This window comes from Streptomyces sp. bgisy027, assembly GCF_057710365.1.
Genome location: NZ_JBYIVZ010000053.1, coordinates 34,704 through 56,407 on the forward strand (window position 1 = coordinate 34,704; position 21,704 = coordinate 56,407).

Sequence of the window (21,704 nt, forward strand, 5' to 3'; positions counted from 1 at the left end):
AGGAGCATTCATGGACTTTCAGCTGGCCGAGGAGCAGCAGGATCTCGCCAAGCTCGTGCACGACTGGGTCGAGGGAGAGGCCCCGAAGGAGTGGGCCCGCGAGCTGGAGAAGGCCGAGCACGACTACCCCTTCGCCCTGTGGGACAAGCTGGCCGACGCCGGCTTCCACGGCATCGGCATCCCCGAGGAGTACGGCGGCCAGGGCGGCGACATCCTCACCCAGATGACCCTGGCCCGCGGGCTGGCTCGCTCACTCGCCGGGCTGACGTGGATCTGGGGCATCACCTCGTTCGCGGGCGGCAAGTCGATCGGCCTGTACGGCAGCGAGGAACAGAAGCGCCGCTTCCTGCCCGAGATCGCGGCCGGCCGCTCCCGCTGGTCCATCGGCTTCACCGAACCCAGCGGCGGCACCGACCTGCTGGGCATGATGCGCACCACCGCCGTGCGCGGCGACGGCGGCTGGATCCTCAACGGGCAGAAGACCTGGTGCTCGGCGGCCCATGTCGCCGACTACATCCTGCTGCTGGCCCTCACCGACAAGGACGCGCCCAAGCGCCATCAGGGCGTCACGCTGTTCGTGGTGCCCGCGAAGTCCGAGGGCGTGACGATCCGCGAGATCCCCAAGCTCGGCATGCGGGCCATGGGTTCCTGCGACGTCTACCTCGACGACGTCTTCATCCCGGACGATCTCGTGCTCGGCGAGCCCAACCGCGCCTGGTACATGCTGCTGCCGACCCTGAACAACGAGCGGATCATGCTGTCCTCGTTCTGCCTGGGCATCCTGGACGGGGTGCTTGAGGACGCGCTCGCCTACATGCAGGTCCGTGAGGCGTTCGGACACAAGATCGGCGAGTTCCAGGCACTCCAGCACCACGTCGCCAACATCGCGATGTGGCGCGCGCAGACCGAGCTCGTCGTACAGAAGGCGGCCTGGCTTCAGTCGCAGGGCCTCCCGTGCGGTCAGGAGGCCAACATGGCCAAGGTGATCGCGTCCGAGCACGCGGTCAACGCCGCCGACCTCGGCATCCAGATCCTCGGCGGTATGGGCTACTCGGCGGAGACGGACATGCAGCGCTACTGGCGCGACGCCCGCCTCTTCCGGATCGGCCCGATCACCAACGAGATGGCCCGCAACACGATCGCCGAAGGCCTCGGCCTGCCCAGGTCGTTCTGATGGGCGCCGCGACCGTGCCCGACGAGGCGGAGCTCGCCGCCCTCGTCGGCACCGAGCTCCCGCCAGGCCGATACCGGATCGATCCGGTGGTCAGCCGCATGCTGGACGCCGCGGTGCTCGCTCCCGCCTCGTCAGGGTCCTCCCCCGAGCCTCACCCGATCTGGTCCTTCGTCGCCGCGCAGACCGGCATCGGCCTCGACGTCGAAGGGCTTCTTGGGCTGTTCGGCAGCAGCGGTGCCGACGGACCGATGCTCGGCGAGTGCGACCTGGACATGCTCAAGCCCTTCGAGGCCGGCATGGAGTACGCGGTCACCGGGCGTGTGACGGGGGCCGCGCGCAAGAAGGGCCGCGCGCTGGGCGTGTTCGATCTGGTCACCGTCGAGTACGAAGTCCGCGGAACGGACGGGGAGCTGGTGGCGCGCTGCCGGGAGACTTTCGTGCTGCCCCGGAGAGAGGCGGTGCAGGCGTGATCAACAGCGGAGACCAGCTGCCCACCTGGACGGGCGAGGTGGACGCCACCCGGATGCACGTCATGGCGCTGATCCTCGGCGACCCCAACGTCATCCACGTCGACGCCGACGCCGTACGGGCGCTCGGCATCGGCGAAGCACCGGTCAATCAGGGACCCGTCAACATCGCCTACCTGCTCAACATGCTGCGGGAGGCGTTTCCGGAGGGCCGGGTCACCGGCCTGTCCACCCGACTGCTCGCCAACGTCTTCGCGGGCGACCGGGTCACGGCGTCAGGCACCGTCACTGGGACGAGCGACGACGGCACGGTCACCTGCGAAGTCTGGCTCGACCGCCCCGGCACGAGGGTCCTGCAGGGGACCGCGACGATCCGTACCCGTCCCTGACGAACCGTCGGCGGCGGGCGGTTGGCGTTGTCTGACCGCTGGAGGTCACGGTCCGCGGCTTCAGGCCGAGTGAGCCAGGAGCCGCGGACCGCGCCATGGTCATCCGCTCCCCCGTGCTCCCGCAAAGTCAGCAGGCATGCGCACTAAGGAGGAAGATATGGATCTTGGCATTTCTGGCAAGGTCGCACTCGTGACCGGCGGCAGCAAAGGCATCGGCCACGAGGCGAGCAAGCTGTTCGGCAAGGCAGGCGCCCGAGTCGTGGTCGTGGCCCGGGAGAAGAAGGCGATCGACGAGACCGTGGACGCCATCCGCGACGCCGGTGGTGAGGCCGCCGGCTTCTCCGCCGATCTCACCGAAGTGGAGAACTACGCCCGCGCCGTGGAGTTCGCCCGAGAGACGTTCGGCGCCCCGGAGATCGCCGTGTTCAACATCCAGGCGCCCAAGCCGGGTTCGTTCGCCGCCCTCGATGACGACGACTTCCGGCATGCCTTCCACCTGGTCACCATCTGCTACGCCAACATGGTCCGCGCGGTCCTGCCCGGGATGATCGAGAAGCGTTTCGGCCGTGTGGTGACGCTCGGTTCGGGCACGGCCAAACAACCGATCCGGACCACCGAGCTGTTCTCGTACGTGCTCGCGAACTCCACTCGTGCCGGCGCCGTCGGTCTGAACAAGACGCTCGCCGGCGACTACGGCAAGTACGGCATCACCTTCAACACGATCGCGGTCGGATCGGTGGAGACCGACATGGCGCGGGCATGGCTGCAGGCACGCGCCGACGAAGCCGGCGTGACGTACCAGGACATGCTCGACCGCTTCTTCGAGAACAATCCGCTGCGCCGCGCCGGACAGCCGATCGAGGTGGCGAGTCTCGCGGTGTTCCTCAGTTCGGTTCCGGGCGGCTACACCACCGGCGAAACGATCCTGGCCGACGGCGGCGAGGTCCAGGCGCTGCTGTGAGCAGCCGTATCCCCACCGATGACGGAACGCGTGGGTCGAGCCGGGCCTCCCGCAGCGGTGATCTTCCCGCTGCGGGAGGTCCGGCTCGACCGGCCTGGCGGGCGGGTACGGCAAGGGACGGCGACGGTCCGAGCCGCGGCCTGGACAGCATGACAACGCCCCGGGCCGGCCCGTGAGGAGCCGGGCCGGCCCCGGTGGTGATGCACGCCCACCCCACGTCACAACGCATACATCAGGGGCCGCGACCAGTGAACGGTCGCGGCCCCTGATCCAGCCCTTGAGCGAAAGAGTCGCTCAGCGCAGTGAGTGCTGCCCCGTCATCAGCGCGGCCAGGTCCTCCGGCTCCACGAACGACGGGGGCGGCGGCGGACCCCAGCTGAACAGCGACTTGGCGCCCTCGAACGTCTCAGGGGTCCACAGCGCGTCGTCCTCGATGCAGTCGAGGTCGGAGTAGTACTCGCTGAAGTTGCCGGCCGGGTCCTTGAGATACCAGAAGAAGTTGGAGCCGGCATGGTGCCGCCCGAGGCCCCAGACATGCCGTGCGGGATCGGCGGCCAGCATCGCCGAAGCGCCCCGGCCGACCTCGTCCACGTCGTCCACCTGCCAGGACGTGTGATGCAGGAAGTTGACCGGAGCGCGCAGGACCAGCACGTTGTGATGGTCCGTCGAGCAGCGCATGAATGCGGCCGCGCCCTTCATCTGATCGCTGATCTTCAACCCGATGCCGTCGGTGAAAAACGACTGCGAGGTCTCGAAATCCGTGGAGCCGATGACCGTGTGCCCCAGCTTGCGCGGCCGGACCGGCCCTTCCCGCAGAACACCGGGCGCCCTGGTCCCGACCCGCTCCAGCCGTCCCGGCCCGTTGTACGGGGTCGGGGGGACCTCGGGCTGCTGTATCCGCGGTTCGATCGCGATGACGGCGCGGACGCCGGTGACCCGCTCCACCGCGGTCAGCGTGCCTGCGCCGGGCTGGGAGTCGATGCCCAGACGGTGCAGGCGGGAAGCGATCCGGTGGAGGTCGTCCATGTCGTCCACGCCGATCACGAGTTCGATCAGCCGCCGGACGGGAGCGTGGACTATGCGGAGCTGCCGGCCTCCGTCCAAGGTGGACAACCAGCCGTCCTCCTCGGGATGCAGTCCGAAGTCGATGTAGTAGCGGATCGTCTCGTCGACGTTGGGCACGCCGATCGTGACCGACGAGAGCCGGTGCAGGGCCATCGGATCGGCCTCCTGTCACGGTTTGAGGGGGCAGGGTGGGCTGGCGGTCCAGCCAGTCGGGTTAGGCGGTGAAGCGCTGGCGCAGCTCGCCGATGCCCTCGACGTGGCTGACGAGTTCGTCGCCGGGAGCGAGGAAACGCGGGGGCTTGCGCCCGACACCCACGCCGGAGGGGGTGCCGGTGAACAGCACGTCTCCTGGCAGCAGCGGAATGTGCCGGGAGAGGCCCGCCACCATCTCGGGGATGCTGAAGACGAGGTCGCGGGTACGACCCTTCTGCACCTCCTCGCCGTTCACCGCGCAGCCGAACTCCAGGTCGTCGGGGTTGGTGAACTCATCTGGCGTGACGAGCCAGGGCCCGGTGGGTCCGAAGCCGGGGAGCGACTTGCCGAGGCTGAACTGGGGCAGCGGACCGGACATCTGGATGACGCGCTCGGAGAGATCCTGACCCACGGTGAGGCCGGCGACGTGGTCCCACACGTCTTGTGGAGCGATGTTGCGGGCCGTCCGTCCGATCACCGCGACGACCTCCGCCTCCCAGTCGGTGTTTCCGTCTGCCGGGAGCTCGACGGTGGTGACCGGGCCGGTGAGGCAGGTCGGCCACTTGGTGAACATCAGCAGAGGTGTGTCCGGAACGGCGTGGCCGGTCTCGGCGGCGTGCTCGCGATAGTTCAGGCCGATGGCGAGGACCTGGCTCGGCGTGGGCGACGGTGCGTGAAGTTCCTCGGCCGCGAAGGGACGGCCGGGCGGGAGCTCCGCCTCGGCGGCCCAGCCGCGGAACTCGTCCCAGCGCCCGTAGACGCTGTGGGGATCAGAAGAGAAGCGGCCTGACGTGGCGTTTTCCACGTCGACCGCGGTCGGGCCCTTCGGCGTGGGAACGACGATGACCAGACGTCCGGCGAGATTGGCGATGCGCAAGATGACTCCGCAGGGGTCTCGGGGGGATAGGGACAGGAGACAGCCCTTCAGGGCGTCGGTGACAGGCTTCTGAGCGCCCCCGATGGCGAGCCCGCTGCGGGCGTCCAGGCTGATCAACCCCTTCATTCTCAAGGACCGTCCCTCCCTCCTGTCAACACCCACCAAACGGTTGTATGGCAACTTTGACTATGGCGTTCACCTCATTGCAATTCCCTCGTTACGGGGCTCGACCGGGCGGCATTCCGGTTCTATGGTAGCCACCAACCTATCGTTTGGTAGTCGGAACGAGGTACCGGTTTCGGTGCGCGTTCCCGTGCCAGTCGGCGACTCGTCCGAGTCCCCTCCGCGCTACCGGGAGAACTGAACGTGACCGAATCGCTGACCAGGGCGACAGACGTCGGACCGTCCCATGACGAGTTGCTGGCCCGAGCCAGGCAGTGGCGATCGACACTCATCGAACGCAGCGCCCGCGCCGAGGAACTGCGGCGCATCCCGCCCGAGAACGTCGAGGAACTCAAGCAGAGGCAGTTCCACCTGGCCGGACAGCCCATTCCCTTCGGGGGCTTGTCCGCCTCGCTCGACACCGCGGCCGAGGTGGCTCGCGAGGTCGGCCGCGGCTGCCCGTCGACCGCGTGGATGACCAGCCAGTGGCCGGGACACCAGTTCCTGGTCGGCATGATGGAGCTGGACTTCCAGCAGGAGTACTGGGGCCCGGGCCCGGACACCCTGTCGTCCACGGCCTCCGCGGTGATGCGCATGAACGCCTCCCCCGAACGCGACGGTGCGCGTATCACCGACACCGCGATCAAGTTCTCCAGCGGCATCGACTACGCAGACTGGGTCATCGTGACCGCCCCGCTCGGCGTCTGCATGGTGCCCCGCCGAGATTTCCGGATCGTTGACGACTGGTACGTCATGGGGCTGCGAGGCACCGGCAGCAAGTCGCTGGTGATCGACGACGCATGGGTGCCACCGCACCGCATTCTGCCCGGTTCCGACTTCCGCGCCGGGGGATCACCCGGGGCCAAGCTCTATCCCGACGTACCGCTGTATCAGGTGCCGCCGAACCTGGTGGCCAACCTGCTGCTGCTCGCCCCGCTGATCGGGATGGGGCAAGGACTGCTGGACATCTTCGAGGAGCGGGCCCGGAGCCGGGTCGACCTGCACTCCGGCCAGAAGGCGTTCCAGCGCGAGGTGACGCAGCTGAAGTTCGCCGAGTCCTCGTTCGAGATCGACACCGCGGCGAAGGTGCTCAGGGACGGCTTCGCCGAGCTGCGCATGGTGGGCCACGAGAGCCGGGAGCTGGAACTGGAGGAAAGGGTCCGCCTCCGCCGCGACATGACCCAGGCCGCGAAACTGGTGCTTCAGGCAGGTGAGCGGCTACTGACCGCCGGAGACGCCAGCGGGATGTACGACAGCAGCCGCTGGCAGCGCTGGGGACGTGACCTGAAGATGGCCGGCTTGCAGGCCTCGCTCACCCCGGACGAGATCGCGATCAGCTGGTCACGCGTCCGCTGGGGACTGGAGGCAACCTCGCGGCGCATCTGAGGCCGCCCGGGCATCTGGCCGAAAGATGCGGAAGCCTTGCCCTCAGCTCGCCGAGCTTTCTAGAATCCAGGGAACTTCTTCTACCTACCCACCGTTTGGTGGACAACGCGAAGGGTCCCAGCAGCCAGCCGGCCGGCCGAGCTGACGAGCCGTTCCGCGGCATCTCCCCTTCCTCTTCCTTCGACACCCGCACTCGTGTCCTCGAGCACTGCCACGGCTCTCTTTGTTCCCGTGGCCCGTACCCCAGGGAGCAACACATGACGGATTCGGGACTCACCCTCCCCCGACTGGTGATGGAGAGCGCCCGCCGCCACGGCGACCGCGACGCCTTCGTCTTTCCGGACACTCGCGAGACGTACCGGGAGCTGGAGGCGTCCTGTCTCGCCACGGCTGCTTCGCTGCGGGCGCTGGGCGTCCGACCGGGCGACTCCGTCGGGCTGCTGATGCCGAACTCCATGCACTTCGTCCACGCCTTGATCGGTGCCACCATGGCCGGCGCCCTGGTCGTGCCGATCAACGCTCGTCTGAGCCCACGCGAGCTCGGTTATGTGATCCCTGACTCGGGAGTGAAGGTTCTGCTGCTCACTGATGTGGTCGACGAGTACGTCGACTATGTCGCCCGAGTGTACGAGGTGTTCCCTGACCTGCGGGAGGCCCAGGCCGGGGAGCGGCTCATGCTGAAGGACGCGCCGGATCTGGAGCACGCCGTCGTCCTGGGGTCCCGGCAGGCGGCCGGATTCCTGGACGGCAAGGAGTTCACGCGCCTGGGCGCGGACCAGGACCCCGTGAAAGTGCGCGCCCAGGCCGAGGCTGTCACGCCGGACGACCCGTACATCATGATGTACACCTCCGGCACGACGTCCATGCCCAAGGGCTGCCCGCTGCCGCACTCCTCGGTCATCGAGCTCGGCGCAGCCGTCGGAGCCGAGGGATTCGACATCACGGTTGAGGACCGGATGTGGAACCCGCTGCCCTTGTTCCACGTGAGTGCCCAGGCCCCGCTCGCCGGTGTACTACAGGCCGGGGCAGCCTATGTGTCGATGTCGCACTTCACGCCGGACGAGGCCATCGAGCAGATCGTCCGCGAGCGCGTCACCCTCATGTTTCCCGCCTACCCCACCCTCCTCGGTCCGATGCTGGAACACCCCTCCCGTACTCCGGCGACCTTCTCAGGCGTACGCGCCGTGCTCTGTGTCGGTCCGCCCGACCTGCTGCGCGACTACCAGAAGAAGCTCGGCGACGGCACCGTGATCGTCAGCTGTTACGGCTCGACCGAGCTGGGCGGCTCGCCCGTGATGGGGCGGCTCGACGACCCACTGGAGGCAAGACTCACCAGCGGCAAGCCCTTCGCGGGCATCGAGGTACAGATCCGCGATCTCGTGACCGGCGAGATTCTGCCGGCGGGCGAGACCGGAGCGGTCTGGGTGCGCGGGTACAGCGTCTTCCGCGGCTACCACAAGGATGACGTCAAGACCGCGGAGTCCTTCGACTCGGAGGGATTCTTCACCACCGGCGACCTTGCCTCGCTCGACGAGCACGGCAACTTCACGTACCGGGGCCGCAGCAAGGACATGCTCAAGGTCGGCGGCGAGAACGTCGGCGCCCTGGAGGTCGAGGCATACCTCACCACCCACCCGGCCGTGCTCATCGCTGCCGTGGTCGGAGTGCCCGACCACAAGTACGACGAGGTCCCGGCCGCTTTCGTCCAGCTGGTTGTCGGGGCCACCGCCACCACGGAGGAACTGCTCGACTTCTGCCAGGCCGGGCTCGCCAAGTTCAAGGTCCCCCGGTACCTGCGCGTGGTGGACGCGTGGCCGATGTCCGCCACCAAGATCCAGAAGTTCCGGCTTCGCGAACGGCTCGTCGCCGAACTCGACGCCGAGGGGTGAGGCGCCCACCGACACCAGGCCACCCGACAGCGCTCGGGTCTGACCGCAAAGTCGGTTGCCCCCCGTCACCACATCATCGCCGGAAGCACCCAGCGGCCGGCACGGAAGAAAGCGCACCACCATGACCACACTTGACGACGCACTGCCCCAGACCCGGAACATCGAGGGTTACGACGACAGCCGCCTGCCCCAGCTTCTCGAGGCTGCACGCAAGCTGCGCCCCCTGCTCAGGGAGCAGGCCGCACGAGCCGAGGAACTGCGCACCCTCACCCCTGAGGTCGTGGCCGCCCTGCACAAGCTCGATCTGTTCTCACTGGCCACCCCGCGCAGGTGGGGTGGGGCCGGTCTGTCCAACCGGGCCTTCGTCGAGTTCCAGATGGAGCTGGGACAGGGCGACGCCGCTGTGGCGTGGGTCGTTCAGATCCTCAATTCGACCACCTGGGTCGCCAGCACCGGACCGGACGCGCTGCAGGAAGGCCTCTTCGGGGAGGGCCCAACCATCATCTGCGGTGCCTACAACCCGCCCGGGATCGGCACCAAAGTGGACGGCGGCTACCGGATCACCGGAAAGTTCCCCTACAGCTCGGGGTCGCGCCAAGCGAAGTGGGCCCAGTGCGGCTTCATACTCGTGGGCGACGAGGGCAAGCCGGTGACACCCGGCATCAACTTCGCCTACGTGCCGATGGAGCAGGTCACCATCGAGGACTCCTGGTACATGGTCGGTATGCAGGCCACGGGTTCCGACACGACCGTCGTCAAGGACGTCTTCGTCCCCGACGCCATGATCGTCACCGCCGATCAGCCGTTCGGAACCCATGCCCCGGACAAGCGGCACTTCACCGAGGCATCCGACCGTCAGCCCCTGCTCCCGACCCTGCGCGCGACCGGACTGGGCCTGATGCTCGGCGGCGCACTGGCGATGCTGGAGCTGGTCGAGGAGAACGTACGGCAAAAGCCGTTGGTCACCACCACGTTCATGCCCAAGGCGCAGTCCCAGGTGGTGGTGCACGACCTGGGCAGGATCGCCGCCCAGCTCGACACCGCCCGGCTGCTCACCCTGCAGGCCGCCGAGGAGATCGACACCTCCGCGGTCGCGGGGCGGTCCTGGACACCCCTGGACGCCGCCCGCCACAAGGCGTCCTGCGCGCAGGCGGTGCAGCTGATCCACGACTCGATCGAGCAGCTGATGTACATCGCGGGCTCCTCGGCGTTCGCCACCACCAATCCCCTCTCGAGGTTCTGGAAGGACCTCCACGTCGGCCTGCGCCACGTGACGCACATCCCCTCCGTCGGCTACGAGATCTACGGCCGCGACCGCTTCGGCATCGAACCCAACATCACCCCCGTCGGCGCGTACTGACACGGCGACCGGTGGCGAACTCATACGTGACCTCAACGAGGAGGCTCATCGGATGACTGATACGACCACGGTGCAGGGCCCTGCGGCCGGCCGCGGGGGCCCGTCACGCCCGCGCCCGTCGGTGGGACTTCCGGACGCCTGGTGGCCCATCGCTCACGGAGACGAGATCGGCAGACACCCCACGGCGTTCCGGATCGGCACGCGGGATCTGGCGGTCTACCGCGATCTCGGCGGTGTCGTCCGGGCCGTGGACGACGCCTGCCCGCACCGGCGGCTGCCGCTGTCGATGGGCAGGATCACCGAGGACGGGTATCTACAATGCGCCTACCACGGCTGGTGCTTCGACGGCGCCACCGGCCAGTGCACCGCCATCCCCAATCTCAGCCAGAACGAGCGAGTGCCGCGGGGGATACGAGTGGCCGCCTTCAGGACGGCCGAGAACGTGGCCGACGCCCTGGGCTTCGGACTGCGCACGCCGGTTCCCGCTCCCGCCGTCGGAGAGCCCACTGGTGAGGAACCCGACGGCGGCACCACCATGTTCGACGCCGTACTCGCCGACGGACTGGTACTGGTCTGGACCGGGGCGGGCGACCTGCCGGACGCGGCCGCGGTGCCTGTGGAATCGTCGGCCGCCGCCGCGGCGGACGGGCGCACCGTCACCGGTTCCGTCCTCGTCCGTTCGGCCTACACCGACCTCGCCGAGGCGCTGCTGCTGAACCCGGGCGCCACACTCGGACTGCCCGGACTGCTGGGCGCGGGAGAGGAGGTCTCCGCTCCCACGGTGACGACGAGCGGGAGCGGCCCGGCCGCCACGGTGACCGTCCGGCGTTCGAGGCTCGCCCGTGACCTTCCGCGCGCATCGACCTTCGGGGACCTGAGCCGCCGCGTGCTGACCTCTACCACGACGCTCTCGGTGACCACCGGCCTCGCCCGCATCGCCGTGGCGCCCGGCGGGGGATCCGGCGGGTGTCACGTGGTCGCCGCTCTCACGCCGGTCGGCCCGTACCACACCGTACTGCGCTGGAGTGCCACGACCCGCGGCAACGGCGCGGTCATGCGCTCCGCCCTGGCTGGCGCGTCGAGCGTCCGGCGCCGGCTACTGCGTACGGCCTCCGACATTCCGGAGGCAGCCGCCGACCGCGTGGCCACCACGGTCGACGACGGACTCGAGGCCCTTCGGGCTCTCCGCCCTGTCCAAGCCTTCCCGCACACCCAAGGAGGAACCCCGTGAGTGCCGCCACCGTCACCCCTCCCCACGCTGAGGTGACCGTTCCCGCCGAGTTCACGCCGGGTGCCTTCGCGCTGCGTGACACATGGTTTCCGCTCGTGCACACCGCCCAGGTGGGGCGGCGGCCGGTCCGGCGCGCGATGCACGGCGAACCGGTGCTCCTCTGGCGCGACGGCGACCGGATCCGCGCCACCGACGATCTGCCCGGCAGCCCGCCGGGGCTACGCCGCGCCTGCGAGTTCACAGGCGGCACCGGTGAGTACCCGGTCGTCGAGCGGTACGGCTACGCGTGGGTCTGGTACGGAGACCCGGATCACGCCTCCCCGGACCTGCTGCCGAACGTCCCCCATCTGCCCCGTGAGGGCATGCCGCGCCGCTTCCAGGGCTCGGTGATCTTCGACTGCACCTACGAGCTGGTCTGCGAGAACCTACTCGACCTCACCCACGCCGACTTCCTGCACTCCAAACTGACCGGCGACGCGCTGTCCGAGGACGACGTCATCGAGGTGGAATCGACGTCCGAGACGGTGACCATGATCCGCACCGCCCACGGCCGACCCATGCCGGACGCGCAGAAGCCTCTGGCCCGCGGGGCCAAGAAGCAGGACATCCGGATGGTCACGATCACACACGTGCGCAGCGGCATCTGCCTGCTGCGCGGTGACTTCCAGCCGGGCATGGACATCCGGATGCTGCACCCGGTCAACCCCGAGTCCCGCACCCGCGCCCGCACGCCGGTCACCTACGACCCGCAGAGGATGCCCGCGTACGCCCGCGCCCTGTTCCCGATCACCGCGCACATCGTGGGCCGGCAGGACAACTGGGCGGTGCGCCCGCAGAACGGCAGCTACCTGAACCCGGGTGGCCAGCGGGATCTCAGCTCCCGGTTCGACAAGGCGGGCCTGCGCTACCGGCGTGTCTACAACGAACTCGTGGCCCGCCAAATGGCCGGGGACTACTCCTACCTGCCCGACGGTGACCCTGGGCGGGACGTGTCCGAGGAACTCGGCATCACCCCGAGGAGCTGAGGCATGACAGTCCCCGAGGGATGGGGCGGCCGTCGGTGAGAGGCCTGTACCACGTCGGCTTCGCCATGCCGGATGTCGAAGCCGCCCGGGCAGCCGTCGGCCGGACACTGTCGGTGGAGTTCGGGCCTGTGAAGTCCCGGCAGATCGGGGACTGGGTGACACTCGTGGCGCTCTCCGTCGAGGGCCCACCGTTCCTCGAACTGATCGAGGGCCCGCCCGGCAGCCCGTGGCACACACCGGGTGGACCCCGGTTCGACCACTTGGGTGTCTGGTCGAAGGACCTCGCCGGCGACCGTGACGTGCTCGCCGCCCGCGGATGCCGACTGGTCTTCGACGGGCTGCGCTCGGGGCTTCCCATGACGTTTCACGAGGTCCCGGAGCTCGGTGCCCGGATCGAAGCAGTCGACGCGTCCATGGTCCGCGGCCCCCTACTGGCAGACCGGACGATGGCCGATCCCCTCACCACCACCCTGCGCCTTGACGGGGCGCCGGGCAGTGTTCAGCGGCCGGACCACGGCGTCCGGCCGGCAACAGAAACCGCACCAGGAACAGAGGAACCATGAGACAAGGACTGCGGGACAAGGTTGTACTGATCACGGGCACAGGCGGAGGAATGGGCCGTGAGGCGGCGCTGCGGTTCGCCGCCGCGGGTGCGATCGTCGTCGGCTGCGACGTCGACGAGGAGGCGAACAAACAGACGCTGTCCGAAGTCGAGGCCGCGGGCGGGGTGATGGACGGTCAAGCACCCGTCGATCTGGGTGACAGCGCTCAAGCAACCGCGTGGGTCGAACGGGCCGCGCGGGAGCACGGACGCATCGACGTGGTGTACAACAACGCCTCCACGGCGCGCTTCGCACCGGTGGCGAGCATGTCCGACGAAGACTGGCGCTTCACCCTCCGCAACGAACTCGACCTCGTCTTCTACGTCACCCGCGCCGCCTGGCCCCATCTCGCCGAACGAGGCGGCGTCATCATCAACATCGCATCGGTGGCGGCCCATCGAGGCAACCGGCAGGTCCCCATACTCGCGCACTCGGCGACCAAGGGCGGCGTCGTCGCGATGACCCGCCAGCTCGCGGCCGAGGGCGCCCCGCACGGAATCCGGGCCGTCAGCATCAGCCCCGGCACCATCGAAACCCCTGGCACGGCGGCGACGTTGGCCGATCCCGCGGTCCAGGCCGGGCTCCTGTCCCAGACTCTGACCGCGCGACTCGGAGTCCCCACGGACGTCGTGTCGCTCGCCCTGCACCTCGCCGGCGACGAGGCGGGGTTCCTCACCGGCATCGACTTCCTCGTCGACGGCGGCATGACCGCCTTCTGATCATTTCCTGAGGAGACAAGCACCATGGCGTTTGTGATCGGCGGCGGCTGTGTCGACGTAATGGATCGTTCCTGCCTCGACCACTGCCCGGTGGACTGCATTTACGAGGGCCCCCGCAAGCTCTACATCCATCCGGACGAATGCATCGACTGCGGGGCGTGCGAGCCGGCCTGCCCGCAGGACGCGATCTTCTTCGACACCAGTGCTCCCGACGAACAGCGGGCGCACATCGAGGCCAACCGCGCCTTCTTCGACGGTGTCGGATCGCCCGGCGGAGCCAGCGGTGTCGACGTCCCACTGGGTCCGGACCGAATTCCCGGCGAGTAGGCCAGGGATCCCGGTGCCCGGGATCGCCGTCCCGACGGGCCGACTTCCGGGGATTTCCGCAGACAAGGAGAACGATCAGGATGCTGCCGCAGCGGCACGTCGCCGTGGTCGGAGCCGGGCCCTCGGGTCTGTACACGGCTCAGACACTGGCGCGGACGTACGGCATGGCGGTCGACGTGTTCGAACGCCTGCCCACTCCCTACGGCCTCCTCCGGTACGGCGTGGCACCGGATCACCTGAAGATGAAGAAGCTCACCGCGGTGCTGGAGAAGGTGCTGCAGCTGCCCGGGGTGTGCTTCTTCGGAAACGTGGAGATCGGCCGGGACATCACTGGCGAGGAGCTCGGCGCCAGGTACGACGCCGTCGTGTACGCCGTAGGTGCTTCCGGGCACCGTGCTCTGAACGTCCCGGGTGAGACGCTGCCCGGTGTTCACCCGGCCACGGACTTCGTATCGTGGTACAGCGGCCACCCGGACGCGGACCGTTTCACCGGCCTCGACGCGGTGCGCTCGGCCGTTGTGGTCGGTGCGGGCAACGTCGCCCTGGATGTCGCTCGCGTGCTGGCCAGGTCTCCGCAGGAACTGACCATGACTGACGTGCCGGACCGGGTGCTGGACGAACTGGCGCGCAGCACAGTGCTCGACATCCATGTCGTCGCCCGCCGCGGTCCGGACGAAGTGAAGTTCACGCTCAAGGAACTCACCGAGATGGGGGCACTGGCCAACGCCGACGTGCGGGTGCATCCGGACAACCGGACGGCGGCCGCGACACATCCGGTTTCCGGTGAGGCGTCCTGCGCGGCCGTCCTGGATGGCTGGCGCGGCCGTGAGATGTCGGGCAAGCCCCGGACGGTGCACTTCCATTTCGGTCTGTCGCTCGCGCGGATCGAAGGCACGTCGAGGGTGGAGCGAGCCGTGTTCACGCCGGCCGGAAGCCCGCTCGGGGGCGGGCTGGAGACGGCTCTGCCCGCGCAGTTGCTCCTCGGCGCCGTCGGCAGCCGCGGCCTGCCTGTCGCGGGGCTGCCGTTCGACGAGCACCGCGGTGTGGTCCCCAACATCGACGGCCGGGTGGACCGTGGCGACGGCGCGACGAGTCGCGAGTACGTGGTCGGCTGGATCAAGCGGGGCCCGACGGGAGTCATAGGCACGAACCGGGCCGACGCGCTGGTCACCGCCGCCACACTGGCTGCCGATCTGGAAAACGACCCCGCACTCCCGCGCGTGGCCGCCCAACCGATGACGACCGGGGAGCTCGGCACGGTCGTGGACTGGACAGGGTGGAGCGGAATCGACGCCGCGGAGGTGGCACGGGGCGCTCTGCGATCAGCGGCCCGAGTGAAGGTCGACGCCTGGCCGGACATGCTGGCAGCCGCGCGCGACGTGACTACCGGTGCTTGACAGTCCACCCACTCAGGTGGTGCCGCCGACCCTCATGAGGGCATCACCAAAGCCCACCCCAGAGATCCAATTTCGACACTTGACTTTCGTAAGGGAAGCATCATGACCTCCACCAAGTATGGCCGCAGGGCCTTTTTCGCGCTTGCGGCCTCTGTTGTGGGCGCCACTGCCGTGCCTGTTACGGCGGTTCCGTCGGCTGCTGCCACTCTGCCCGGTTCCGGGCACGGCGACTCCGACCGCCTCGAATACCACAAGCGCGTCGAGATCCAGCTCCTCCACGAGTTGTTCGAGGACGGCAACACCGAGAACGTCGACCGTTACATGTTCGCCGACTACATCCAGCACAGCCCGTCCGCGCCGGATGGGACGCCGGCCCTGAAGACCACGGCCGCCATGATCGCCAGCCAGTACCCGGACGCCCGGTGGAACGTCAAGCGGATCATCGCCCAAGGCGACTACGTGCTGGCCCACTCCAACTTCATCCTGACGCCGGGCACGCGGGGAATGGCCATCTTCGACATCGTCCGCTTCCAGGACGGCAAGATCGCCGAGCACTGGGACATCGTGCAGGAGGTGCCGGAGCACTCCGCGGGCGGCAACGACATGTTCTCCACGGAGAGCCGGCCGCGGACCGAGGAGCCCGGGCCGAGGTGGCAGACCGACCACAGCAAGCGGCTTGTCATGGCGTACTTCGACAGGCTCCTGGTGAAGAGGGATCTGAGCGCGATCGACAGGTACGTCGGCCGTGAGTACCACGAGCACGACCCCGGCATGGCTGACGGGGTGACCGGCCTCAAGGCCGGACTGGGCGCGTACTTCCAGCAGTTCCCGCAGCTGCAGGTCATGCCGAAGCGGTCGGTCGCGGAGGGCGACCTGGTCGGCGTCCACAGCCACTGCGTGGATGTGCCGGGTGAGCGGGGAAGGGCGGTCCTCGATCTGTTCCGGGTACGAGGCGGGAGGATCGTCGAACACTGGGTCACGAAGCAGGAGGTTCCAGAGACTTCGGCCAACGACAACACGATGTTCTGAGCTCGAGCTGTCACGAAGTGGACTGCTGACGAGAGTTCAGGCGAGAGTGGTGCTCCTGGTGGAGTACCGCCTGGGGTGGCCCGCAAGGTTGAATGCCGGCTGCGTTCACTGCGCGCCGTACACGCCACGCGGCACCTCCGCATCCGCCAGCAACGTCAGTGCCGCCTCCCCCGCCTCAGCCGGGCTCCAGCGCGTCCCTTTGTCCGCGCTCGGGCCCGGCCGCCATCCTTCCATGACCGTGATGCGCCCGCCCTCCACCTCGAAGACCCGTCCGGTCACGCCCGTGCTCGCACCGGAACCCAGCCACACGACGAGGGGCGAGACGTTCTCGGGCGCCATCGAGTCGAATCCGGTCGCAGGTGCTGCCATCGCCTCGGCGAACGTCCGCTCCGTCATCCGCGTCCGGGCCGCGGGCGCGATCGCGTTGACCTGGACGCCGTAGCGGCCGAGTTCGGCCGCGGCGACCAGGGTCAGCCCCATGATGCCGGCCTTCGCCGCGCTGTAGTTGCCCTGCCCGACCGCCCCCGACAATCCCGCCCCGCTGCTGGTGTTGACGATCCGCGCCACCGGCGCCCGGCCGGCCTTGGCCTCGGCCCGCCAGCGCTCGGCCGCGTGTTTCAGGGGCAGGAAGTGGCCCCTCAGGTGGACGCGCAGGACGGCGTCCCAGTCGTCCTCATCGAGGTTGACCAGCATGCGGTCGCGCAGGAATCCGGCGTTGTTGACGAGGGTGTCGAGCCTCCCGTACGCCTCCAGAGCGGTGTCGATCAGCGAGAGGGCGCCCTCGCTGGTGGCCACATCGCCGCGATGCGCGACCGCCTCGCCACCGGCCGCGTGGATCTCGTCCACGACGCGTCCCGCCGGGCTGTCCGGCCGCGGCGTGCCGTCGAGGCCGACCCCGAGGTCGTTGACGACGACCTTGGCCCCCTCGGCGGCGAACGCGATGGCGTGGGCTCGGCCGAGGCCCTGGCCCGCTCCGGTGATGACGACCACGCGCCCCTCAGCCATTCCTGTCACCTCATGCCCCCTTGTCCTTCGTATGGTTGGCCGCTGTCACACGTTGTCTTCGTTGGCCTTTGCCGCATCCAGGAACGCGGGCCGTTCCCCTCCCCCATGCACCAGCAGACTGGCCCCACTGATGTACGCGGCGGCGTCGGAGGCAAGGAAGACGGCGGCTTCGCCGACGTCGGCCGGGGTGGCCAGCCGGCCCAGCGGGACCGTGCGCGAGACGGCGGCGACTGCTTCCTCGTCGCCGTAGTGGAGATGTGCCTTCTCGGTGCGCACCATGCCGACGACGAGGGTGTTGACCCGGACCTCCGGGGCCCATTCCACGGCCATGGAGCGGGCCAGGTGCTCCACGCCCGCCTTGGCCGCCCCGTAGGCGGCCGTTCCCGGTGAGGGGCGGCTGCCGCTCACGCTGCCGATCATGACGATCGATCCGCGGGCCCGCTTGAGACGGTCGTACGCGGCGAGCGAGGCAGTCAGGGGGGCAGTGAGATTGAGGTCCAGGACGCGGGTGTGCCATTCGGCGTCTGCCGCGGTGAGAGGGCGGTAGGGCGCTCCACCCGCGTTGTTGACCAACACGTCAAGGCGGGGCAGGGCCGCGAAGAAAGCGCGTACGGCGGGCGGGTCGCGCAGGTCGAGCGGGGCGAACTCGACGTTCCTCAGCGGGACTTCGGGCGCCCGTCGGGCGCAGACCAGGACGTCGGCACCCGCTGCGGCGAAGGTCCGCGCGATCCCGGCCCCGACGCCGCGGGTACCGCCGGTGACGACGACGGTCCGGCCGGCCAGAGGCTGATGCGCCTTGTCCACAGGTCCTCCCGCTTGGTTCTCGACGGAGACTGCCGTTCGGATCCACCCGCTGGTAGCTTCAAAGACTACACCTAACAAATGTTTGGTGGAATCTGGTGCCGCGGGAAGGTAGCTGATGCGCTGATGAATGTCTCCACCTCGTTCCCCGAGGACCCGCGGCAAGGGGAACCGAAGAAGGGTGTCGCCGTCGTGACGGTGGACTTCCCGCCGGTGAACGCGTTGCCGGTGCGCGGCTGGTTCGCCCTGGCCGACGCCGTGCGGGAGGCGGGCCGCCGCAGCGACGTCCGATGCGTGGTACTGGCCGCGGCGGGACGGGGGTTCAACGCCGGCGTGGACATCAAAGAGCTGCAGGCGCAGGGCGCAAGCGCGCTGATCGGGGCGAACCGCGGCTGCGCCGAGGCCTTCTCCGCGGTGTACGAGTGCGAAGTGCCCGTGGTGGCGGCGGTGCAGGGATTCTGCCTCGGGGGCGGGATCGGGCTGGTGGGAAACGCCGACGCTATCGTCGCGAGCGAGGACGCCACGTTCGGCCTGCCCGAGCTGGACCGCGGGGCACTGGGCGCCGCCACGCATCTGGCACGACTGGTCCCAGGGCATCTGCTGCGCACCTTGTACTACACCTCGCGTACGGTGACCGCGGCCGAACTGCACACGCACGGCTCGGTGTGGCGGGTCGTACCGCGGAGCGAACTGCACAAGGCCGCGCTGGAGCTGGCGGGCGAGATCGCGGCGAAGGACGGCGCGTTGCTCCGACTCGCCAAGGCCGCCATCAACGGCATCGATCCGGTGGACGTGCGCCGCAGCTACCGCTTCGAGCAGGGCTTCACCTTCGAGGCGAACCTCAGCGGGATCGCGGACCGGGTCCGGGCCTCCTTCGGGAAGGAGCGTGCGTAGGTGGGTGACAAGACGATGACCGCCGACGAGATGGTCGCCCGGCTGCACAACGGAATGACCCTCGGCATCGGCGGCTGGGGCTCACGCCGCAAGCCCATGGCTCTGGTGCGGGCGCTGCTGCGGTCCGATGTCCGAGACCTCACGGTCGTCTCGTACGGCGGCCCGGACGTCGGCATGCTGGCCGCCGCGGGGCGGATCCGGAAACTGGTCACCGCCTTCGTGACCCTCGACTCCGTCCCGCTCGAACCGCACTACCGGGCCGCGCGCGAGAGCGGGGCGTTCGAGCTGATGGAGATCGACGAGGCGATGTTCATGTGGGGCCTGCACGCGGCGGCGAACCGGCTGCCCTTCCTGCCGGTGCGGGCCGGACTCGGTTCCGACGTGATGCGAGTCAATCCCGGCCTGCGGACGGTGACATCGCCCTATGACAGCGAGTGGCCGTTCGGTGTGAAGGGCCTGGACGCGGAGGAGTTCGTCGCGATGCCCGCGCTGCGGCTGGACGCGGCGCTGGTGCACGTCAACCGCGCCGACCGGCTGGGCAACGGCCAGTACCTCGGTCCGGACCCCTACTTCGACGACCTGTTCTGCGAGGCGGCCGACACCGCGTACGTCTCCTGCGAGCGGATCGTCGACACTGCGGAGCTGACGAAGGAGGCCTCGCCGCAGACGCTGCTCGTCAAACGGCACGCGGTGACCGGTGTGGTCGAGGCACCGGGCGGCAGCCACTTCACATCCTGCGCCCCCGACCATGTCCGGGACGAGGCCTTCCAGAAACACTACGCGAGGAGCCCCTGGCCGGAGTTCGCCGAGCGGTTCCTCGGCGGCGACGAGCAGGCCTACCGGTCGGCCGTCCAGGCCTGGCACCAGGAGCGGCGATGAGCCCCGCCGAGGCGGTCACGCGCGCCGAGTACTGCGTGGTCGCCTGCGCCGAGGCCTGGCGGGACGCCGGGGAGATCCTGGCCAGCCCCATGGGTCTCATCCCCTCGATCGGTGCGCGACTGGCCAAGCGGACTTTCTCACCGGACCTGCTGCTGACCGACGGTGAGGCGCTGCTGGTGGGCCCGGACGGCACCGTCGAGGGCTGGCTGCCCTACCGGCAGCATCTGGCACTGGTCACCGCCGGGCGGCGGCACGTGATGATGGGCGCGAGTCAGATCGACCGCTTCGGCAACCAGAACATCTCCTGCATCGGCGCATGGGAGCGGCCCGAGCGGCAACTCCTGGGCGTGCGGGGCGCGTCGGCCAACACCCTCAACCATCCGACCAGCTACTGGATACCGAAGCACTCGCGGCGGGTCTTCGTCGAGAAGGTCGACATGGTGTGCGGGGTGGGATACGACCGGGCGGCGGGCCACCCGGGCACCGCCCGCTTCCATCGCATCGCGCGGGTCGTCTCCGACCTGGGCGTCCTCGACTTCGCCACGCCCGACCGCTCGATGCGGCTCGTCTCACTGCACCCGGGGGTCACCGTGGAACAGGTCACGCAGGCGACCTCCTTCGACCTGACCGTCCCGGACGAGGTGCCGTTCACCCGCGAACCGACCGCCGAGGAACTGCGCCTGATGCGCGAGGTGATCGATCCGGGCAACGCCCGCGCACGGGAGGTCGGGAGCTGATGGAGACCGCGCTCACCCGGCTCGTCGGCGTCCGGCACCCGATTGTGCAGGCCGGCATGGGGTGGGTAGCGGGTCCCCGGCTGGTCTCGGCCACCGCGAACGCGGGGGCGCTGGGCATCCTGGCCTCCGCGACCATGACCCTGGACCAGCTGCGGGACGCGATACGGGAGGTGAAGTCCCGTACGGACGCTCCGTTCGGAGTCAATCTGCGCGCGGACGCCCAGGACGCGGGTGACCGGGTTCGGATCATCGTGGACGAGGGCGTACGGGTCGCGTCGTTCGCGCTGGCCCCCTCCCATGAGCTGATCACCGAACTCAAGGCGGCGGGAACGGTCGTCATCCCCTCCGTGGGTGCCAGTCGGCATGCCGAGAAGGTGGCGGCCTGGGGTGCGGACGCGGTGATCGTGCAGGGTTGTGAAGGGGGCGGGCACACCGGCGCGGTGGCCACGAGCGTGCTTCTGCCGCGGGTCGTGGACGCGGTGGACATCCCGGTGGTGGCGGCGGGCGGCTTCTTCGACGGGCGCGGACTGGTCGCGGCGCTGGCGTACGGGGCGGCGGGCATCGCGATGGGGACACGGTTCCTGCTCACCTCGGACTCGACGGTGCCCGACGCGGTGAAGGCCGCATACCTGGCGGCGACCGCGGAGGACGTCACGGTCACCAGAGCCGTGGACGGCCTGCCGCACCGCATGCTGCGCACCCCGTTCGTCGAATCGCTGGAACACGCGGGGCGAGTAGGGGCGTTGCTGCGGGCGGCGGGCCGGGCGTCGAGCTTCCGGAGACTTTCCGGCCTCACCTGGCCGCAGATGATCCGCGACGGCCTCGCGCTCAGGCACGGCAAACGGCGCCTGACCTGGAGCCAGGTACTGCTTGCCGCGAACACGCCGATGCTGCTGAGGGCAGCCATGGTGGAGGGGCGGACGGACCTCGGGGTGATGGCGTCCGGGCAGGTCGCCGGGGCGATCGACGACCTGCCGTCGTGCGCCGAGCTGGTGGACCGGATCATGCGTGACGCCGTGCGCATCATCGGTGCACTGCCGAAAGCAGCCACGGAGTGAACGCGCGTTCGATTGTTTATCTACCAACCGTTTGGCAGGATGCGTTCCACTTCCCGGCGATCCCGCGCCGACGGCAGG

General features: G+C 69.1%; 22 protein-coding genes. 18 read left to right on the plus strand and 4 right to left on the minus strand.

Annotation, left to right across the window (positions count from 1 at the left end; all coding sequences use genetic code 11):
• Nucleotides 1–10: 10 nt before the first annotated feature.
• The 4 genes from AC3ETA_RS38195 (at nt 11) to AC3ETA_RS38210 (ending at nt 2,991) form a co-directional block, all read left to right on the plus strand.
• The gene (locus AC3ETA_RS38195; RefSeq protein ID WP_432197494.1) at nt 11–1,174 is read left to right on the plus strand and encodes an acyl-CoA dehydrogenase family protein; all 1,164 of its coding nucleotides are present in this window, start codon (nt 11–13) and stop codon (nt 1,172–1,174) included.
• Entirely contained in the window at nt 1,174–1,644 is a 471-nt protein-coding gene (locus tag AC3ETA_RS38200) for a hypothetical protein (protein ID WP_432197495.1), read from the plus strand. The genes AC3ETA_RS38195 and AC3ETA_RS38200 overlap by 1 nt, the downstream gene beginning before the upstream one ends.
• Nucleotides 1,641–2,030, plus strand: coding sequence for a MaoC/PaaZ C-terminal domain-containing protein (locus tag AC3ETA_RS38205; RefSeq protein WP_432197496.1), 390 nt, complete (start codon nt 1,641–1,643; stop codon nt 2,028–2,030). The genes AC3ETA_RS38200 and AC3ETA_RS38205 overlap by 4 nt, the downstream gene beginning before the upstream one ends.
• Nucleotides 2,031–2,187: 157 nt before the next feature.
• A complete protein-coding gene (locus tag AC3ETA_RS38210; RefSeq protein WP_432197497.1) occupies nt 2,188–2,991 on the plus strand; it encodes an SDR family oxidoreductase in 804 nt (267 codons plus the stop codon).
• Nucleotides 2,992–3,285: 294 nt separating this feature from the next.
• Here AC3ETA_RS38210 and AC3ETA_RS38215 read toward each other — a convergent pair whose 3' ends face one another.
• Both AC3ETA_RS38215 and AC3ETA_RS38220 read right to left on the minus strand, forming a co-directional pair.
• Nucleotides 3,286–4,209: a VOC family protein gene (locus AC3ETA_RS38215; protein ID WP_432197498.1), complete on the minus strand. Its 924-nt coding sequence runs from the start codon at nt 4,207–4,209 to the stop codon at nt 3,286–3,288.
• 61 nt (nt 4,210–4,270) lie between these two features.
• Nucleotides 4,271–5,125: a fumarylacetoacetate hydrolase family protein gene (locus tag AC3ETA_RS38220; protein ID WP_432197499.1), complete on the minus strand. Its 855-nt coding sequence runs from the start codon at nt 5,123–5,125 to the stop codon at nt 4,271–4,273.
• 366 nt (nt 5,126–5,491) lie between these two features.
• On the opposite strand from AC3ETA_RS38220, the gene AC3ETA_RS38225 reads away from it, so the two are divergent.
• From AC3ETA_RS38225 to AC3ETA_RS38270, 10 genes are all read left to right on the plus strand, one after another.
• Complete coding sequence (locus tag AC3ETA_RS38225; RefSeq protein WP_432197500.1) at nt 5,492–6,673, plus strand: acyl-CoA dehydrogenase family protein; 1,182 nt, start codon at nt 5,492–5,494, stop codon at nt 6,671–6,673.
• 257 nt (nt 6,674–6,930) lie between these two features.
• Nucleotides 6,931–8,562: a class I adenylate-forming enzyme family protein gene (locus AC3ETA_RS38230; RefSeq protein ID WP_432197501.1), complete on the plus strand. Its 1,632-nt coding sequence runs from the start codon at nt 6,931–6,933 to the stop codon at nt 8,560–8,562.
• Nucleotides 8,563–8,683: 121 nt separating this feature from the next.
• Nucleotides 8,684–9,922 (plus strand): acyl-CoA dehydrogenase family protein, encoded by a 1,239-nt coding sequence (locus tag AC3ETA_RS38235; RefSeq protein ID WP_432197502.1) that lies wholly within the window; start codon nt 8,684–8,686, stop codon nt 9,920–9,922.
• Nucleotides 9,923–9,974: 52 nt separating this feature from the next.
• Entirely contained in the window at nt 9,975–11,153 is a 1,179-nt protein-coding gene (locus AC3ETA_RS38240; RefSeq protein ID WP_432197503.1) for a Rieske 2Fe-2S domain-containing protein, read from the plus strand.
• Entirely contained in the window at nt 11,150–12,178 is a 1,029-nt protein-coding gene (locus AC3ETA_RS38245) for a hypothetical protein (RefSeq protein ID WP_432197504.1), read from the plus strand. The genes AC3ETA_RS38240 and AC3ETA_RS38245 overlap by 4 nt, the downstream gene beginning before the upstream one ends.
• Nucleotides 12,179–12,213: 35 nt before the next feature.
• A complete protein-coding gene (locus AC3ETA_RS38250; RefSeq protein ID WP_432197505.1) occupies nt 12,214–12,741 on the plus strand; it encodes a VOC family protein in 528 nt (175 codons plus the stop codon).
• Nucleotides 12,738–13,499 carry an SDR family NAD(P)-dependent oxidoreductase gene (locus AC3ETA_RS38255; RefSeq protein ID WP_432197506.1) on the plus strand — a complete coding sequence of 254 codons (762 nt, stop codon included), beginning with the start codon at nt 12,738–12,740 and terminating at the stop codon, nt 13,497–13,499. Before AC3ETA_RS38250 ends, AC3ETA_RS38255 begins: the two co-directional genes overlap by 4 nt.
• 24 nt (nt 13,500–13,523) lie before the next feature.
• Nucleotides 13,524–13,826, plus strand: coding sequence for a ferredoxin (gene fdxA, locus AC3ETA_RS38260; protein WP_432197507.1), 303 nt, complete (start codon nt 13,524–13,526; stop codon nt 13,824–13,826).
• An 80-nt stretch (nt 13,827–13,906) separates the two neighbouring features.
• A complete protein-coding gene (locus AC3ETA_RS38265) occupies nt 13,907–15,223 on the plus strand; it encodes an FAD-dependent oxidoreductase (RefSeq protein ID WP_432197508.1) in 1,317 nt (438 codons plus the stop codon).
• Between the two features lie 102 nt (nt 15,224–15,325).
• A complete protein-coding gene (locus tag AC3ETA_RS38270; protein WP_432197509.1) occupies nt 15,326–16,252 on the plus strand; it encodes a nuclear transport factor 2 family protein in 927 nt (308 codons plus the stop codon).
• A 105-nt stretch (nt 16,253–16,357) separates the two neighbouring features.
• Here the strand turns inward: AC3ETA_RS38270 and AC3ETA_RS38275 are convergent, their stop codons facing one another.
• The gene (locus tag AC3ETA_RS38275; RefSeq protein WP_432197510.1) at nt 16,358–17,266 is read right to left on the minus strand and encodes an SDR family oxidoreductase; all 909 of its coding nucleotides are present in this window, start codon (nt 17,264–17,266) and stop codon (nt 16,358–16,360) included.
• Nucleotides 17,267–17,302: 36 nt separating this feature from the next.
• Entirely contained in the window at nt 17,303–18,061 is a 759-nt protein-coding gene (locus AC3ETA_RS38280; protein ID WP_432197511.1) for an SDR family oxidoreductase, read from the minus strand.
• Nucleotides 18,062–18,184: 123 nt separating this feature from the next.
• On the opposite strand from AC3ETA_RS38280, the gene AC3ETA_RS38285 reads away from it, so the two are divergent.
• The 4 genes from AC3ETA_RS38285 to AC3ETA_RS38300 are packed head-to-tail and all read left to right on the plus strand — an operon-like array spanning nt 18,185 to nt 21,626.
• Entirely contained in the window at nt 18,185–18,952 is a 768-nt protein-coding gene (locus tag AC3ETA_RS38285; protein WP_432197512.1) for an enoyl-CoA hydratase family protein, read from the plus strand.
• The gene (locus AC3ETA_RS38290) at nt 18,953–19,831 is read left to right on the plus strand and encodes a CoA transferase subunit A (RefSeq protein ID WP_432197513.1); all 879 of its coding nucleotides are present in this window, start codon (nt 18,953–18,955) and stop codon (nt 19,829–19,831) included.
• Nucleotides 19,828–20,568, plus strand: coding sequence for a CoA-transferase subunit beta (locus AC3ETA_RS38295; protein WP_432197514.1), 741 nt, complete (start codon nt 19,828–19,830; stop codon nt 20,566–20,568). Before AC3ETA_RS38290 ends, AC3ETA_RS38295 begins: the two co-directional genes overlap by 4 nt.
• Entirely contained in the window at nt 20,568–21,626 is a 1,059-nt protein-coding gene (locus tag AC3ETA_RS38300) for an NAD(P)H-dependent flavin oxidoreductase (protein WP_432197515.1), read from the plus strand. Before AC3ETA_RS38295 ends, AC3ETA_RS38300 begins: the two co-directional genes overlap by 1 nt.
• The last annotated feature ends 78 nt before the right edge of the window (nt 21,627–21,704 follow it).